General features: G+C 45.4%; 11 protein-coding genes. 5 read left to right on the top strand and 6 right to left on the bottom strand.

Annotation, left to right across the window (positions count from 1 at the left end):
- Nucleotides 1–28: 28 nt before the first annotated feature.
- The 5 genes from AC6H1S_RS04825 to AC6H1S_RS04805 all read right to left on the bottom strand — a co-directional run bounded on the left by AC6H1S_RS04825 (nt 29) and on the right by AC6H1S_RS04805 (nt 9,724).
- Complete coding sequence (locus tag AC6H1S_RS04825; RefSeq protein WP_497565348.1) at nt 29–1,774, bottom strand: alpha-amylase family glycosyl hydrolase; 1,746 nt, start codon at nt 1,772–1,774, stop codon at nt 29–31.
- Nucleotides 1,775–1,865: 91 nt separating this feature from the next.
- Nucleotides 1,866–4,175, bottom strand: a complete 2,310-nt coding sequence (locus tag AC6H1S_RS04820; protein ID WP_497565346.1) for a glycoside hydrolase family 65 protein — start codon at nt 4,173–4,175, stop codon at nt 1,866–1,868.
- 3 nt (nt 4,176–4,178) lie between these two features.
- The gene (pgmB, locus tag AC6H1S_RS04815) at nt 4,179–4,829 is read right to left on the bottom strand and encodes a beta-phosphoglucomutase (protein ID WP_199138361.1); all 651 of its coding nucleotides are present in this window, start codon (nt 4,827–4,829) and stop codon (nt 4,179–4,181) included.
- 5 nt (nt 4,830–4,834) lie between these two features.
- Nucleotides 4,835–6,679, bottom strand: a complete 1,845-nt coding sequence (locus AC6H1S_RS04810) for a glycoside hydrolase family 13 protein (RefSeq protein ID WP_497565345.1) — start codon at nt 6,677–6,679, stop codon at nt 4,835–4,837.
- A gap of 135 nt (nt 6,680–6,814) precedes the next feature.
- Nucleotides 6,815–9,724 carry a TonB-dependent receptor gene (locus tag AC6H1S_RS04805; protein ID WP_497565344.1) on the bottom strand — a complete coding sequence of 970 codons (2,910 nt, stop codon included), beginning with the start codon at nt 9,722–9,724 and terminating at the stop codon, nt 6,815–6,817.
- Nucleotides 9,725–9,917: 193 nt separating this feature from the next.
- Here AC6H1S_RS04805 and AC6H1S_RS04800 point away from each other — a divergent pair, with 193 nt between their 5' ends.
- The 3 genes from AC6H1S_RS04800 to AC6H1S_RS04790 all read left to right on the top strand — a co-directional run bounded on the left by AC6H1S_RS04800 (nt 9,918) and on the right by AC6H1S_RS04790 (nt 13,763).
- A complete protein-coding gene (locus AC6H1S_RS04800) occupies nt 9,918–12,350 on the top strand; it encodes a penicillin acylase family protein (RefSeq protein ID WP_497565342.1) in 2,433 nt (810 codons plus the stop codon).
- 3 nt (nt 12,351–12,353) lie between these two features.
- Complete coding sequence (locus AC6H1S_RS04795; RefSeq protein WP_497565341.1) at nt 12,354–12,704, top strand: hypothetical protein; 351 nt, start codon at nt 12,354–12,356, stop codon at nt 12,702–12,704.
- A gap of 72 nt (nt 12,705–12,776) precedes the next feature.
- Nucleotides 12,777–13,763 (top strand): LuxE/PaaK family acyltransferase, encoded by a 987-nt coding sequence (locus AC6H1S_RS04790; protein ID WP_497565340.1) that lies wholly within the window; start codon nt 12,777–12,779, stop codon nt 13,761–13,763.
- A 109-nt stretch (nt 13,764–13,872) separates the two neighbouring features.
- Here the strand turns inward: AC6H1S_RS04790 and tyrS are convergent, their stop codons facing one another.
- On the bottom strand, nt 13,873–15,159 hold the full coding sequence (gene tyrS / locus AC6H1S_RS04785) for a tyrosine--tRNA ligase (protein ID WP_497565339.1): 1,287 nt from the start codon (nt 15,157–15,159) through the stop codon (nt 13,873–13,875).
- A gap of 81 nt (nt 15,160–15,240) precedes the next feature.
- Between tyrS and AC6H1S_RS04780 the strand changes: the two genes are divergently transcribed.
- Together AC6H1S_RS04780 and ligA are read left to right on the top strand one after the other, a co-directional pair.
- On the top strand, nt 15,241–15,978 hold the full coding sequence (locus AC6H1S_RS04780; RefSeq protein ID WP_497565338.1) for an ACP phosphodiesterase: 738 nt from the start codon (nt 15,241–15,243) through the stop codon (nt 15,976–15,978).
- An 80-nt stretch (nt 15,979–16,058) separates the two neighbouring features.
- Nucleotides 16,059–18,071, top strand: a complete 2,013-nt coding sequence (gene ligA / locus AC6H1S_RS04775) for an NAD-dependent DNA ligase LigA (protein ID WP_497565337.1) — start codon at nt 16,059–16,061, stop codon at nt 18,069–18,071.
- The last annotated feature ends 26 nt before the right edge of the window (nt 18,072–18,097 follow it).

The raw sequence follows: 18,097 nt of genomic DNA, 5'->3' as shown, positions 1-18,097 counted from the left end.
TTATTTGGTTAGGGTTAGGTAGTCGCAATTAGAACTCCAGTATGGCCGCACTCGTGGCTGGCATTTTCAACTGCAGTCCGTTATCCATGTTTGCAGCTTTAAATTCGGTGCCCGACAACAGGTCTTTAAAGGTTGTTGATTTGCTATTTAGGTGAAAGGCATCCAGTACGTCTTTTGGAAACCTGACCAGCAATTGGTTTTCGCTTCTGTTAAAATTGGCTATGATCAACACTTGTTTGTTTTCGGTGTAGCGCAAGTAGGCGTAAATTTTATCGTTAAATCCGGCTGAATCTTTATTGGCCTGCAACAATTCATAAAAACTGCCCTTGCTAATGGCTTCGTTTTGTTGCACCAGGTTAAGCAACTTGCTGTAGAATTCGCGTAAGCGCTTTTCTTCGGCATTGAGCTTGCCCCCGTCGAACAGGCCATTGTTCATCCATTTTTGGTGCTGAGGCAATCCCCAATAATCGAATATGGTAGAGCGTCCGTCGTCGCCACCAAAGCCTTCGGCACCATGGGCAGGCTCGCCTACTTCCTGGCCGTTGTAAATCATTACGGGGCCAGTTGACAAGGTAGCGGTAACCACCATGGCCGGCACGGCATACCACGGGTTTGCAGCAAATGCCTTGGAAGCAATCCGGGTTTCGTCGTGGTTTTCTAAAAAGCGCAACATGTGTTGGCTAAAGCCCTTGCTTTCTTGCTGCCAAACCAAGGTGATGTCTTTTACCGTGGCTTTCTCGTCGTTCATCATCAGGCGTTTCAATCCGTCGTACAAGCCAACTTTATCGTACAGGTAATCGAATTTGCCATTGAGCAGAAAGTTTTTATACTCGTTCCGGTCGTAGGCTTCGCCGATAAAAACAAGATTTGGATATTTCTTTTTCAAATCGCTGATGGCCCAGCTCCAGAATTCTACAGGTACCATTTCGGCTACGTCGCACCTAAAGCCATCAACACCCTTCGAAGCCCAAAAAGCCAGAATATCGCGCATTTTTTTCCAAACGGGCGGATGGGGCACAAAATGCTTGGCATTGTTTTGCTGTACATCTACGCCATAATTGAGTTTGATGGTTTCGAACCAATCGTCGAGTTTGGGACTAGCGCTAAACACGTTGTTGCCGGTAGCTTTTGCCGGAAACTCGTCGAATTTCCCATCCTTTAGCGGGTTTTCATAACCTCCGCCACCCGGCTGATAACCCGTTGGCACCACGAAATGCTGATTGGGGATGTAGTAAAAATCGTTGTTGGGATCAAAGCTTTTGCTTTTGTCGTCTTGGGCACCCAAGTCGATTACGTTGGCTGGCTTGGCATCCGAATGATAGGTTCTGGCTACGTGGTTGGGAATAAAATCCATCAGTACTTTTAAGCCCTGATCGTGGGTTCGTTTAATCAGGCTTTCATATTCGGCCATTCTATTGGGCACATCAACCGCCAAATCGGGGTCTACATCGTAATAATCCTTAATGGCATAGGGCGAACCCGCCTTGCCTTTCACAATGTCGGGATCATCATTCTTAATCCCCGCCTTCGAATAATCAGACATGGTGGCGTGCTCGATTACTCCGGTATACCAAACGTAATTTACCCCCAGTTTTTTAAGCGCTTTTAAGGCCTGTTCGCTGATGTCGTTAAACTTGCCCACGCCATTTTCTGTCATCGAGCCATAAAATTTGTTGGTGGTATTCTGATTGCCAAAGTAGCGTACCAAGGCTTGGTAAATGACTATTTTTCGGTTCTCGAGCTTTTCTGAAGTCGTTTGGTTCGGGTCTAACATCTGCAAATTATTTTGACGTATACAAGCGCACAGTCCAGTAACAAGGGCCAAGAACACGGCTATTTTGATAACGTTTTTCAAGGGAGTTGGTTTAAGTATGCAATACTAAATTACTGTTGGCCTGCAGCTGATGCGCTTGGCCAAAAACATAGATTTCAACGCTGGTGTTGCTTTCGTTGCGTAGCCTTACCTGCTTATCGCTTACCTTTACCGTAATCGTAGCCTGCCTAAAGCCTACCTTAAAAGCATAAGACGTCCATTTTTGAGGCAATATTGGATGCAAATGCAAAGCTCCCTCTTTAACGCGCATGCCGCCAAAGCCTTCGACCACGCTCAGCCAGGTACCAGCCATAGAGGTAATGTGCAAGCCATCTTCGGTATCGTTATTGTAATCGTCCAGATCCAGGCGCGAAGTACGCAGGTAAAATTCGTAAGCCCTGTCTAAATCGCCCAGTTTGGCGGCAATAATGGCATGTACGCAAGGCGATAAAGAACTCTCGTGCACGGTTCGCGGTTCGTAAAAATCATAATTTCTTCTGATGGTTTCGAGGTCGTAGTCTTCTTCAAAAAAGTAAATTCCCTGCAAAACATCGGCTTGTTTGATAAAGCAGGACCTTAAAATCCTGTCCCAGCTCCATTTTTGGTTCAAAGGCCTATCGGTGGCAGGCAAGTCTTTGACCAGTACCTGCTCCTTGTCTAAATAACCATCCTGTTGCAAGAAAATGCCTAGCTGCTCATCAACCGGGTAAAACATCAGCTCAATGATTTCGCGCCAGTGGCTGGTTTCTTCCTGTTCCTTGAAATTGGTTTTGGCAAACAGCTCATTTAGCAGAACACGGTCCATACCTTTTACCAATTCAATGGCCTCTATGGTATATTTTAAGCACCAGGTGGCCATCGTACTCGTGTACCAGTTGTTGTTGACGTTGTTTTCGTACTCGTTTGGTCCGGTTACGCCCAACATGACATAGCGTTCTTTTTCGATGCTCCAGTTTACGCGCTGTGCCCAAAAGCGGGCAATGCCGATGAGCACCTCTAAACCATATTTAGCCAGGTAGCTCTGGTCGCCGGTGTAACGGCTGTAATTGAAAATGGCAAAGGCAATCGCGCCATTGCGGTGGATTTCTTCAAAGGTAATTTCCCACTCGTTATGGCATTCTTCGCCGTTCATGGTTACCATCGGGTATAAAGCCGCGCCGTTTTTAAAACCGAGCTTTTCGGCATTTTCTATGGCTTTATCCAATTGTCTGTAACGATAGATGAGCAGGTTTTCGGCTACCTGCTGTGGCGCCGTGGCCAAATAAAAGGGCAGGCAGTAGGCTTCGGTGTCCCAATAAGTGGAGCCACCGTATTTTTCGCCGGTAAAGCCTTTCGGGCCGATATTTAGCCGGGCATCTTCGCCGGTATAGGTTTGGTGCAGCTGAAAAATATTGAACCTGATGGCCTGTTGTGCAGCTACGTCGCCTTCAATTACCACGTCTCCGTTCTGCCATTTGCCAGCCCAGGCCTGTGCCTGTTCTTGGCGCATGAGGTCAAAACCCTTGGCCACTATCTTTTGAAGAGCCTGAACAGCAGCTTCTTCTATTTTATTTTTAGCATAGTTCTCTGACGAGAGGTTAACGGCATATTTGTAAACGGAAGTGGTTTCTCCTTTTTTCACATCAACCGTAAATTGCTGGGCCACAAACTTTTCCTTACTCACAAATTTGGGTTTCAGGTTTAGTGGGGCTCCGTTTTGATGGATTTCGGTATAAATACCAGAACTTACCCAGAAAGCGGTTTTCTTGGTTTCCATGGTCAGCAATGCGAAACTGTGTTGCTCGGTTTTGCTGATTTCGGTCCAGAATTTTTCGTCGTAGTTCGAATCCTGGTTTTTCACATCGCCGTCCAAACTCGATTCGATGCTGATTTGGCCATCAAAATTATGTGGCGTTAGGCTGTAGCAAATGGCTCCTGCTTCATCATCCACAAGGCTGCAAAAGCGAATGGTCTCGACTCCGAGAACGTTCCCGCTCCTGAGTTCGACTATAAATTTTCGGGTTAATGTACCCAATTGCATATCGAGTACCCTGCTGAATTCCAGTACTTTGCAGGTATTCAGGTCGAGCTCTTCGCCATTTACGGCAACACGAATGCCTATCCAGTTGGTGGCATTCAAAACTTTGGCAAAATATTCAGGATAACCGTTTTTCCACCAGCCCACACGGGTTTTATCAGGATAGTAAACCCCAGCCACGTAATTGCCCTGCAGGGTTTCACCGGTATAAGTTTCTTCAAAATTGGCACGTTGGCCCATCCTTCCGTTGCCTATGCTAAAAATACTTTCAGAAATCTTATTCAAATGCGGATCAAATCCCTCTTCAATGATCTGCCACTCCTGATGTTTGATATAATTCTTCATCGCTTATAAATTCTCTAATTTTGCTAAAGTCATCTCAAATAAACCTTCTACAACCAAATCTGCACCTTTTAACACTTCGGGCTTGCCAATGCCTATGGCTTTCATACCGCCGTTTTTGGCCGCTTGTATACCCGCAATGGCATCTTCGAAAACCACGCATTGGCTGGGTGGCACATTCAGCTCCTGAGCTCCAACCAAAAACACTTCCGGATCGGGCTTAGACTTGCTTACCTTGTTGCCATCAACCAGCGCATCAAAAAGGTGTGTAATCCCTACCTGGCGCAAAATGGTTTCAGAATTTTTGCTAGCCGAGCCCAAAGCCGTTAAATAATGATTGGCCTTTACCAGTTCCAAAAATTCCTTAGCTCCCGGTAAAATCTCCCGGGGAGTCATTTTGGTAATCATCTCTACATACCATTCGTTTTTGAGCGTGGCCAGCTCCTGCATTTCTGCATCGCTTTTGCTTACGCCACCCCAATTTAGTATTATTTTTAACGACTCTATCCTGCTAATGCCTTTTAGTTCTTCATTTTGTGCTTCGGTAAAGTCGAAGCCCAACTGATTGGCCAATCGGCGCCAAGCTTTATAATGATACACAGCGGTATCAACGATAACCCCATCGAGGTCGAAAATGCAGGCTTTTGGTTTAGACATATTTTTTATTGCAGTTCAAATATATAAGTTGTTTTGGCAGGAAGCTGTATGTTCCCTATCGGAATTTTTTGACCCGAAATAATATTACGCAAACTTTGATGCGTACCGATGCGCTCGGCAAAGCGGGCTGTTTCCAAGTTTTCGGCCTGCTCATTGCTGTTCATAACTACCATCACTGTTTTTTGGTTATCGTATCTGAAATACACATAGATGCCTTTTTCGGGTACAAACTGCATCAGTTTACCTGTTTGTAGCACCGCATTGCTTTTACGGTAATTGGCCAGTTTCTTTACAAAATCGAAAGCTTCGTTTTCTTTGGCGCTTCGGCCTGAAGCCGTAAATTTATTTACTTGATCAGCTGGCCAGCCTCCGGGAAAATCTTCGCGCACCAAGCCATCCGGGTTGGAAAAATTCTTCATCAGGATTTCGGTGCCATAATACATTTGAGGAATGCCCCGGAGCGAAAACAACAGAATAATTCCAGATTTGAACTTGTCGAAATCTTCGCCAACCACCGAATAAAACCTGCTGATATCGTGATTATCCAGAAAAAGCACATTACGGGTAGGATCTTTATACTGATAATCGCTGGCCAAGGTGGTGTAAAGCCTGTTTACGCCATCTGTCCAGCCGAATTTGCCATTTAAGGCCTCGTTGATGGCAAAATAGGTCTGGAAATCGGTTACACCCTGCAAACCCGTATCGAAATGCTGGTTTACCGTACTGCCTTCGGTAAAAAACACCTGGTTCGGAATACCATTCACCCACGTTTCGCCAAAGAAGGTAAATTTTGGAAACTCCCTGGTAATCGCTTTGGCCCATTCGGCCATAAAAACCTTGTCGTTATAGGCATAGGTATCGAGCCTGAAGCCATCCAAGCCCGCATATTCGATCCACCAGATGTGGCTTTGGGTAATGTAGTTCTTCACCAAGGGATTTTGCTGATCAACATCGGGCATGTGGTGGTCAAACCAGCCGTCGGTCATTAATTTACGGTCGGCTTTCGAGGCGTAGGGATCGAAAAGGGTCTGGTCTTTATAAGTTGTACCCGTATATTTTGGCCATTGGTGAAACCAGTTTTTGGCTGGCGGGTCTAAAAACAGGAAATGCTGGTCGCCGATATGGTTGTGTACCAAATCCTTGATCATTTTCATGCCTCTTTTGTGGCACTCGGTTACCAGTTGCCGATAAAGTTCGTTGGTGCCCAACCGGCGGTCTACCCTGTAATTTTCGGTAGCGGCATAGCCGTGATAAGAAGTTTTGAACTCGTCGTTTTCCAATACCGGGTTAAGCCAAAGCGCGGTTACCCCCAGCTCTTGCAGGTAAGGCAAATGGTCGATAATGCCCTGCAAATCGCCTCCGTGCCTGTAATACATCGAATCGCGGTTGAAGCCCTGGTCTTTCATTCCTTTGACCTGATCGTTGCTGGCATCGCCATTGGCAAAACGGTCGGGCATAATCAGGTAGATGAAATCTTTATTGCTTACGCCCGTGGTGTGGTTGGTTCTGGCTTTGAGCTCGTAACTATAGCGAAGCGAGGTCTTTCCTTTTTCGGAAAAAACCAGTTCAAATTTACCGGGCTTTGCCTGCGGGGAAATAGACAAATTCACAAACAGGTAATTGGGATTGTCTACTTTTTGTACACTGACCAATTTAACCCCAGGATAGGCGCTGATGCTCGCGCTTTTCTGACCCATCTGCTCGCCCCTGACCAATAATTGCAAGGCCGGATTTTTAAAGCCTGTATACCAATTGGCAGGTTCTATCCGCTCGATAGCCGGAAGCTGCGCAAAAAGCGAAGTCAGCGGCAAAAGGAACAAAAGACAAAGGAGCAAGATCTTTTTAGTCATCAAAAAAGAAAAGAATGGTTAGCAAGGCTAAAGTGTTAATTTTTACATTAAAACCAAAGCAAATTGCAAAATAATATTGGGCAATAAAAAAGCCTCCCGGTTTTCGGGAGGCTTTTCAAATCAAATATAAATCTACTATGGATTAAACGTAAACGATAAATAATACAATGCTCCAACTGATGGGTTACCAAAAGATGTAGTATAGTATTTATTCAAGATGTTTGAACCGCCCAATTTAACAATCGATTTTACAGATGGCACTTTGAGGTTAACCTGTGCATCGAAAGTCGAATAAGATGGTACGTTTCCTGTGGCAAAGGTCGAATTCCACAAGAAAGCATCCTGCCAGCGGTACTGTACGTTGAAACCGAAGTTTTTAACGATTTCCCTGCTGCCGATACCTGCATTAAATCTCCACTCTGGCGTGTTGAAGTTATTATCGAAATTAGCTGGCAAATCGGTTAGTTTGTTGTACGAGGTATTTCCGTTGAAGTTGAACTTGCCTACTTGGTAATCCAATCCGATAGCGGCGCCATAGGCTTTTACCTGATCAGCTACGTTTACCGGAACGCTGAACTTCACTGCCGTAGTAGTTGGGTTTTGGTACAAGTTAACACCACTGATGAAATCTTTGTAGATGTTGTAATAGGCATAAGCATCGATCAGCAAGCTTTTGGTGGCCAATCCTTTGTAGCCGATCTCAAAAGATTTTACGCTTTCTGGACGAAGGCCTTTGGCATCGAAAGTATAAGCTTGCAGCAAGGCCGGATTTGGCGCACCACCGGCTACAGAAGCCAAGAATGCCCTGTAGCTAGCTTCGGTTACCGCTTTGTTGGTGTTCAGGTTGTATTTATTGATCGACTCTGGCAAACCACCAATTAAACGGGTTGAACCGCCCCCTACAGCCAAATCAATATATTGGTCTTGCGTAGTTGGATTACGGTAACCTGTTTGGAACGAGGCCCTGATGTTGTTGTTTGGTGCTACGGTCCATACGCCGGTTACGCGAGGCGTTAACCTGCCTTCGAAGTTTTTGCTCTTGTCGTAACGACCGGCAACGGTCATTTTAAATTTGTCGCCAAATTTCTTGCCCAACTGTGCAAATGCGCCATACTCATCGATGGTGATATTGCGGTTGGCATCATCAAAGATAGTACCGTCAGAATGCAGGAAATAATCGCGGTAAGAAGCACCAACCTGAAACTCTACTACGTTGTTAAACAAGCTAGAGAAGTTGTACATACCTTCGTAGTGGTACAAATTGGTTTTATCATTAAACTTGGCACCATTAGCCGGACCAATCGTTTTAGAAGTGATGGCATCTTTAGCAGTTTCGTAACCTGGTGTACCTGGCATTAAACGGCCAATATCAGCCTGAGATCTTGCAAATGCATGGGCAGCCACATCCGATTGTCCGCCAGCTCTTGCACCAATGTAGTTGCCAATATATTGTGGAAACCAAGTCGTTGAAGGCTTCCAGGCCTCGTTAATAAATGTACCCAAAATGGTAGCGTTATAGGCATCGCCAGAACGCTCTTGGGTAGTATAAGCCCTCAAGAAGAAATCTTGTCCTTTCAATTCCAATTTATACTGGCCGATTTTGAAGTTTCTTAAAGAATAACGGTCTGTACCAGTATAAACCGAAGTACCCGTTCCCCAGTTGGCCTGGGCTATGGCTTCAACGGTGTTGTTAAATTTGTAGTGCAACGAAGTGGAAGTTTTGAGCGATTTAGTATCGTAATCAACCAAATCAGTTTCGGCATAGCCTGTTCTTGATACAAATTGGTTAGGCAACAAGCCTGGCACCCTTAATCCGATATAAAAAGGCAGGTAGTTTTGTACAGCTGGCCTTAAGGCTGCCGGCAAACCAGCCAAGAAAGCCGCCTGTTGGGCAGCCGATGGCGCACCAGTTGCAGGTACACCCATGGCACCAAATGCACCGTCCATGGTATTTTTGATATTTGGAATAAGCCCACCACTAGCCGTTGCAATACCGGCAATGGTTTGGTTTTGTACGCTTTGCGAAACATTGATCATGTTTTGGCTGATCTCATCGCCATATACGTTTACACCATCATAGTTAGGGTCGCTATTCCTGTCGCCATTTTTTAGCTGACGGGCAACACGGTCAAAGTTACGGGTATCGGTAGCGGCCCAGTCTTTAGCCTGCAGGAACGAGAACGAAGTTTTGAAACCAAATTTGTTGTTCCATGATTTAGCCATGCGAACATCCAATTGCTTAAACTCCTGAACACCTTGCGAGGTTTGATTGTCGTTTACATGGTTGATACCGGTTTTATATTGGAAACTGGCACCTTGGTACTGATAAGGATTTTTTGAAGTCATCAACAAAGTACCGTTGGTACCACCGGCGCCATACAAGGCCGAAGCTGCGCCAGGCAAAAGCTCTACGTTATCTACATCCAGTTCAGATAGGCCAACGATATTGCCCACTGAGAAGTTAAGACCGGGAGCCTGGTTGTCCATACCATCAATATATTGGTTAAAACGCACGTTGCCATTGGCATTGAAACCACGGGTATTTACCGATTTAAAGGTTAAACTTTGGGTACTCATCTCCACGCCTTTCAGGTTGTTCAACGCGTCGTAAAAAGAAGGGGCTGGAAGCTCTTTTAAAGCTGCCGAGCTGATGCGCTCTACAGAAACCGGAGATTCTAAAATTCGCTCCGGCGTTCTCGAGGCAGAAATCACCACTTCTTGACCCAAAATCGCACCACTTTCTAGTTCGAAGGTCAAATTAGCCGCATTTCCGCTCACTTCTTTTTCAATCGAGGCAAAACCGATATAAGAAACCACAATGCTAAAAGGTGGTTTTTCTGTAGTAGTGAAGGCAAACTGGCCTTTTGCATCGGTTGAAGAGCCAACTGTTTTTCCCTTAATGGTTACGCTTACCCCAGGAATAGGCTCCTTTGTGGCCTTGTCTGTAACCGTACCACTTACTACTATGCTCTGTGCATACGCTCCAACACCAGTTGCCAGCAGTACGAAAAGCATAAAAATGATTTTAGTAAAGATTTTATTCATACTTAAGTAGTTTATATTTGTTTATCACATAAACTTAATACAAATTTTCTTACTAACAAATTCTATTCTGCAGAAAATTTACTTCGCAAAATCTAATTTGATTGTAGCGGGATTTATTTTTATATGTAAATTGCAGGCTAAGTTTCTACCGATGAAACCGAGCAAAAACCAAATAACCCCTTAGTTCACAGCAATGAAGAAAGTTAAAGCCCTGATCTGTGTCATCATACCCATTCTATTGGCCTACGTTTTTAACACCAAATTTGGCGATACGCCACCGGTTCTCAAGTTCCTGAACCCTTTTACGGGCTTTTGGCAAAATGCAGAGAGCAACATCGTTACGGCTAACAAAAAAATCGTGCTTAAAGGTGCGCAAGACAAGATTGACATCCTTTTCGACGACCGGATGATTCCGCACGTATTTGCACAAAACGACCATGATCTTTACTATGCGCAGGGCTATGTAACTGCCATGCACCGCTTGTGGCAGATGGATTTTCAGACCCGATTTGCTGCCGGAAGGATTTCGGAAGTAGTGGGCAAAAAAGCCATAGAGGTTGACCGCTACCAGCGCCGCATGGGTATGGTTTACGGTGCCGAAAATTCGCTGAGAGGCATGATGGCCGACCCCAAAGCCAAGGAAATGATCATGGCTTATACCGATGGGATCAATGCCTATATCCGTTCTTTAAACAGGGCTAACCTGCCACTCGAATATAAATTATTGGATTTTAAGCCTGAAAACTGGACTCCTATCAAATGTGCACTACTGCTCAAGCAAATGTCGGCTGTGCTGGCCATGGGCTCAGACGAGTTTTACATGACCAACATCCTCAAAAAATTTGGGCCAGAAGTAACCAAAGACCTTTTCCCGGATTACCCGTTTAAGGAAGATCCGATTATTCCGGTAGGCACCAAATGGGATTTTACGCCCTTGCCAATTCCGCAAACGCCCAACAGCTTTACCGAAATGATGAGCACCAATATCAAAACCAAGCAAAAGGAAGAAGGGATTGGCAGTAACAACTGGGCGGTTTCTGGAGCTAAAACAGCATCAGGCTATCCTATTTTGGCCAACGACCCGCATCTCGACCTCACTTTGCCTTCTATCTGGTACCAAATCCAGTTGCATGCGCCTGGCGTAAATGCCTATGGGGTTTCTTTGCCTGGGGCACCCGGAATCATCATCGGTTTTAACCAAAAAATTGCCTGGGGCGTAACCAATGTGGCCGCCGATGTACTCGATTTTTACCAAATCAAATTCAAAGACAACAGTCACAAAAGCTATTGGTACAACAACCAGTGGAGAGATACCAAACCTCAGTACGAAAAAATCAAAATCAGGGGTTCTGCTACCGAAATCGATACGGTTTTTTATACCCATCATGGTCCGGTTGTTTACTTTAACAAACCCAGCTATGGCAAAGCCGCCAATGTTCCGGTAGGCAGTGCCTTGCGCTGGATCGCCCATGAGGAATCGAACGAGCTCATGACCTTTTACTACCTGAACCGCGGCCAGAACTACGCCGATTACAGAAAGGCATTAACGTTTTATACCGCACCGGCCCAGAATTTTGTATTTGCCAGCGCCGATAATGATATCGCCATTACGCCAAACGGCAAATTCCCGCTAAAATGGAAAGACCAGGGCAAATTTATTTTAGACGGCTCCGATCCGGCCTACGATTGGCATGGCTGGATACCTGCCGACCAAAACCCAACAGTTAAAAATCCACCGCGAGGCTTTGTTAGCTCGGCCAACCAATCTTCAACCGATCCATCCTATCCTTACTATATCAACTGGGAATTTTCGCCATACGAACGGGGCAAACGCATTAACGATAGACTCGCCGTTATGACCAAAGCCACCGTTGACAGTATGCGCAACCTGCAAAGCGATTCGTACAGCATTACCGCACAAAACCTATTGCCATCGGTTATGCCCTTGGTCAATGCGGCGCAGCTCAATGCCACCCAAAAGGAAGCTTTCAACTACATGGGCAAATGGAACAAGTTTTTCGATGCCAAATCGGTTGCGGCCAGCGTATTCGATTTGTGGCTAAAGCGATTGGATAATGATATCTGGGATGACGAATTTACCGTAGCCAATATGCCAATGCGCCACCCATCTAGAGACCGCACCATCGAACTGATCCAGAAAGATCCGAACGCCAAATGGTTCGATAACGTGAAAACCAGCCAGAAAGAAACTTTGGCCGACCTGGTTAACGAATCGTTCAAATTTGCCTGCGACAGCTTGGAAAGAAAATACGGGCCGATTGGCAAAAACTGGGCATGGGCCAACGTTAAGGGCTCTAATGTACCTCACTTGGCCAAAATACCTGGTTTTGGCTCCAAGAAGCTGATGATTGGCGGCGCCAAAAGTACGGTTAATGCCTTGAGTGAAACCAATGGCCCTTCGTGGCGCATGGTCATCGAGCTGGGCAAAATGCCTAAAGGCCACGGAGTTTATCCTGGCGGGCAATCGGGCAATCCTGGCAGCCCGTTTTACGACAACATGATTGATACCTGGGCACAAGGCAAGCTCTACGATCTTTTCTTTATGCAAAGTCCCGACGACCGTACGGGCAAAATAATCTCACATTACAAAATCTCTAAAAAATAAGACATGGTTTTTATCGTCGTTATTATAGCTTCTTTTTTACTGCAAATGGTGATGCCTTGGTGGGCTGTTATCGTGATTTCTTTTGCTACCTGCGGTTTGATTGGCAAAACAGCCCGGGTATCTTTCTGGCAGCCTTTTTTGGCCATTTTGGTTTTGTGGATCGGCATGGCCCTGCTTAAAAGTATCCCCAACCACCACGTATTGGCCACACGCGTTGCCGAAATGATTGGAGCCAAGCTTTGGCCGGTGGTACTGGCCGTTACAGGCCTGCTTGGCGGACTGGTAGCCGGAATTAGCGGCTATTGCGGCCATCATTTTAGAAAAACGCTTATCAGCATGAAACCCAAGGCCTAGATAGGTCTGTAAAATGTGGCTTCCTGCCTTTAAGCCCTCGGCCATTTAGCTCTTTTTTTGTACTTTTGCGCAGTGAATACTCCAGATCCTGCGCAAATATTTGCTATCGATAACCCAACTGCATTTGAACAGGCGGCACTGGCCGTTTTCAGGCATCAGGCCGAACATTGCGCCGTTTATCGAGATTACATTCGTTACCTCAACATCGCTCCGGCAGCAATAAACAGTTACCTTCAGATTCCTTTTTTGCCGATCAGCTTTTTTAAAAGTCACGATGTAGTCAGCACAGCCGATCAGCCCGAAATCGTATTCAGCAGCTCGGGTACTACAGGGCAAACCACCAGCAGGCATTTGGTAAGCGACGTTAAAATTTACGAACAGAGCTTTAACCTGGCTTTTGAACAGTTTTATGGAAATCCCAAAGACCTTTGCATCCTGGCCCTGCTTCCGTCTTATCTAGAACGCGAAGGCTCATCATTAATTTACATGGTTGATGACTTGCTCAAACAAAGTCAACATCCCCAGAGTGGTTATTTCCTGCACAACCTGGAAACCCTGAACCAAATCTTGCTGGCACTTAAAGCCAGCAGGCAAAAAACCATTTTAATTGGCGTTACTTATGCCCTGCTCGATTTTGTAGAAAGCTTTCAGTTGGATTTCCCAGAACTGATCGTGATGGAAACCGGAGGGATGAAAGGCAAAAGAAAGGAAATGGTAAGGGAAGAATTGCACCAGATTTTAACGGCTGGCTTTGGCGTGAGCCATATCCATAGCGAGTACGGCATGACTGAGCTGTTATCGCAAGGTTATTCTTACGGCGATGGTATTTTCAATTGCCCGCCTTGGATGAAGATTTTGCTGAGAGATACTTCAGATCCCCTGAGTTTGCTCAAGGGCAAGCAAAGCGGTGGCATCAACGTAATTGATTTAGCCAATATTAACTCTTGCGCTTTTATCGCTACACAAGATTTGGGCAAAGTTTATCCCGATGGAAGTTTTGAAGTGCTCGGACGTTTCGATAATGCCGATATCAGAGGCTGTAATTTGCTGGTACAGTAAGTTTTCTAGCGGAAAAAATTAAAAGCCACAGATGAACAGATAAAATCTGTTAATCTGTGGCTACTTTATATCTATCGAATTTTCACAGGCAGGAAACACGAGCAAAAAACTATCCCGCAATGATCAGGAAGTAGTTTCTTTTACCTTTTTGCACAATGATAAACTGGTCGTTGATCAAATCGGCAGTAGTATATTGTGTAGATGGTTCAGCTATTTTAACCTTGTTGATGCTTAATCCACCACCTTGAATCGTTTTTTTCACCTCGCCTTTTGAGGGAAAAATAGCTGTTTTCTCGGCCAACAAGCTAGCCGCATCTATGCCTTCGGCCAATTCGGCTTTCGAGATGTTAAACTGGGGCACGCCTTCAAACATTTCCAATACGCTTTTCGCATCCAGGGTTTTCAGGAAATCGAGATCGCCGTTGCCAAACAAAAACTCGGAAGTTTTAATGGCGGCCTCCAAAGCTTCAACAGAGTGGGTTCTTACGGTAATATCTTCAGCCAAGGCTTTTTGCAGGATGCGCAAATGTGGTGCGGCATCATGCTCCTGCTCCAGTTTTTCGATTTCTTCTTTGCTTTTCAGCGTGAAAATCCTGATCCAGGCTTTTACATCGCTATCCGAGGCATTAAGCCAGAATTGATAAAATTTATACGGTGAGGTTTTTCCTGCATCCAGCCACACTGCACCGCTTTCGGTTTTGCCAAATTTAGTGCCATCGGCTTTTTTGATCAGTTGCGTAGTGATGGCATAAGCCGTACCGCCGTCTTTTCTCCTGATCAGTTCGGTACCGGTAACAATATTGCCCCATTGATCCGAACCACCCATTTGCAAGGTACAGTTGTGGTTTTTCCACAAATAGTAAAAATCGTAGCCTTGCACCAACTGGTAGCTGAATTCGGTAAAAGACATGCCTGTTTCGCCTTCTAAGCGTTTTTTAACACTGTCTTTGGCCATCATGTAGTTCACGGTAATGTGCTTGCCTACATCGCGTATAAAATCCAAAAAGGTGAAGTTCTGGAACCAGTCGGCGTTGTTTACCATTTGCGCGGCATTGGCGCCTTCGCCAAAGTCTAAAAAGCGACCCAGCTGTTTCTTTAACTCGTTTAAGTTATGGTTTAAAACCTCCGGGGTCAACAAATTCCGTTCGGCCGATTTGCCAGAAGGATCACCCACCATGCCAGTAGCACCGCCAACCAAAGCAAAAGGCTTATGCCCTGCGCGTTGGAAATGGATCAAGGTCATGATTTGGGTCAGGTGGCCTACGTGCAATGAATCAGCGGTCGGATCAAAACCGATATAACCGGCGCACATGCCTTCATTCAGTTTCTCCTCGGTATTGGGCATGATGTCATGCAACATTCCTCTCCAGCGTAATTCATCAACAAAATTTGTCATCGTCTACTTATTTTAGCCTGCAAAGATAATTTTTTACGCCTAATTTTTCAGGTTTCCAACGCCATTTTTCTCCGCTCAAAAATGACATTCGTCCGTTTTTGGACCATTTTGCTTTCTGCCCAGAAAAACTATCTTTACGAGATGAACTTTTTGTCGCATTACTATTTTGACCGAAACAGTACCAACCCAAACTTGGTGCTCGGCACCGTATTGCCCGATCTGGTGAAGAATGCACATAAGGACTGGAACTTCTACCCGCAGAAAAACGAAGCCTTGTTTATAGCCGACGAACAACAGCATCAACTGTTGCAGGGCTGGAAAAGGCATTTGGCCGTCGACGCCGTTTTCCATTCTTCCGTTTTTTTTTACACGGAAACCGCCAAACTCAAACAACTGCTTTTGCCTATACTTGGCGATAGTCCGGTACGCCCCTCTTTTTTGGCCCATATCGGCCTGGAACTGCTGCTCGACCATTTGTTGGTGACCAACCGTACCATAAACACCAATGCTTTTTACGGACATTTGGAAAAAGTAGACGATGAAGTTTTGCTTCATTTTCTTCAACAATGCCGCTGCACAGACACCGATAGGTTCTTCGGCTTTTTCAACAGCTTTAAATCGAGCAGATACTTGTTGAGTTACCAGAAGCTGGAGAACATCAGCTATGCCTTGCAAAGAATCTGCATGCGCCTGTGGACTCACCCGTTTAGCGAAACAACGGTTGCGTTGCTTACCGAGCAACTGGAAGTTTATAAGACAATACTCGAAAAGAACTATCTTTCGATATTTGACGATATTGAAAAGAGACTGAAAGTGTAAAGCGACTTGCACTTAGCGTTTTGTAGGATGCCCACAAATCTCATTTCTCACATCTCAATACTAATAATTATCTTTGTTTCATGTCAATTTTTGCGGTAAAAGAACAAATGGATGCACTGGTGGCAGAGCTGAACCAGCATACCTACAATTATTATGTATTGGCCATGCCCACCATTGCCGATTACGAGTTTGACAAGAAATTGGAAGAACTGGCCAAACTGGAAAAAGAATATCCCGAATATGCCGACCCCAACTCCCCTACCCAAAAAGTAGGTGGCGACGTTACCAAGAACTTTATTACCGTACCCCACCGCTGGCCCATGCTTTCGTTGGGCAACACCTACAATGAGCAAGACCTGCGCGATTTCGACGAACGTGTTAGAAAAGCCATAGGCGATGATTTCCAATATGTTTGCGAACTCAAATTCGACGGCCTTTCGATGAGCCTTACTTATGAGAACGGTATTTTGGCCAGGGCAGTGACCCGTGGCGATGGCACGCAGGGCGATGATGTAACCACCAACATCAAAACCATCCACACTATTCCGCATCGCTTAAGAGGTGAAGATATTCCCGAGGTTTTCGAAATCAGGGGCGAAGTTTTCATGCACCGTGCGGCTTTTGAACGCCTCAACAAAGAACGCGAAGAACTAGGCGAAGTACCTTATGCCAATCCGCGCAACTTTGCGGCCGGCACTGTTAAAATGCAGGATTCGAAAGAAGTACGCAAACGTCCGCTCGATTGTTTTCTTTATGCCTTTTACAGCGACAAACCTTTGTTCAAAACCCACTGGCAAAGTTTGGAAACCGTTAAAAAATGGGGCTTCCATGTTTCGGAGCACAGCCGCTTGGTAGCGAACATAGACGAAGTGCTGGCTTTTATCGCCCAGTGGGAAAATGAACGCTTCAAGCTCAGCTACGATATTGACGGCATCGTGATCAAGGTAAACAGCTATGCCCAGCAACAGGAATTGGGTTTTACCGCCAAATCGCCACGCTGGGCCATTTCTTACAAATACAAAGCCGCCGAAGTACAAACCATACTTGAAAAGGTAACCTACCAGGTGGGGCGTACGGGAGCCGTTACGCCGGTAGCCAACCTCAAACCGGTGGTATTGGCCGGTACCACGGTAAAAAGAGCTACCCTGCACAATGCCGACGAAATCAAAAGGCTCGACTTACACGAACATGATACCGTTTATGTAGAAAAAGGGGGCGAAATTATTCCGAAAATCATCAAGGTAAACCTCGATAAAAGAGTATCGGATGTAGCCATCGAGTACACCACCACTTGTCCGGAATGTGGCACCGAGCTCATCAGAAAAGAAGGCGAAGTAGCTTTTTACTGTCCGAACGACGAGGGCTGTCCGCCACAAATCGTAGGCAAAATCCAGCATTTTATTGGCCGCAAAGCGATGAACATTGATGGTTTGGGCGACGAAACCATCGAAACCTTTTACCAAAAAGGCCTGGTATCGCACATCAGCGATTTGTATACCTTATACGAGAAAGCCGACGAGCTCAAAGCCATTGAGCGTTTTGGAGAGAAATCGATCGACAATATGCTGAAAGGGATCGAAGCCTCCAAGCAAATGCCTTTCGAAAAGCTTTTGTTTGGCCTGGGCATCCGTTATGTGGGTGAAACCGTTGCCAGAAAACTGGCACGTGGCGTAAAAAACATCGACAATCTGGCTAAGGCTTCGGTAGAAGAACTAACGGCCATCGACGAAATTGGACAGCGCATTGCCGAAAGCATACAAGAATACTTTAGCAACGAAGAACACCTGCAGCAAATCGAACTGCTAAAAGCAGCCGGACTGCAATTTGAGATTCAAGAAAATGCAATAATCCTGCAAAGTGATAAATTAAACGGAAAAACATTTGTAATTTCGGGTGTTTTTGAAAAATATGGTCGAGAGGAACTTAAAACCATCATCGAAGAAAACGGAGGCAAGATTTTGAGTGGTATTTCTGCTAAACTAGACTACCTCGTTGCCGGCGATAACATGGGCCCGTCCAAACTCGAAAAGGCAAAAAAGCTAAATGTGCCTTTGATCAGCGATGAGGAACTGCTGGCGATGCTTGCTGAATAAAGAAGAGAATGCTAGAAGGAATGATT

Source organism: Pedobacter sp. TM02, from assembly GCF_059705275.1.
Note: the sequence above shows the minus strand (reverse complement) of the source record. Positions and strands in the feature narration are given on the sequence as shown.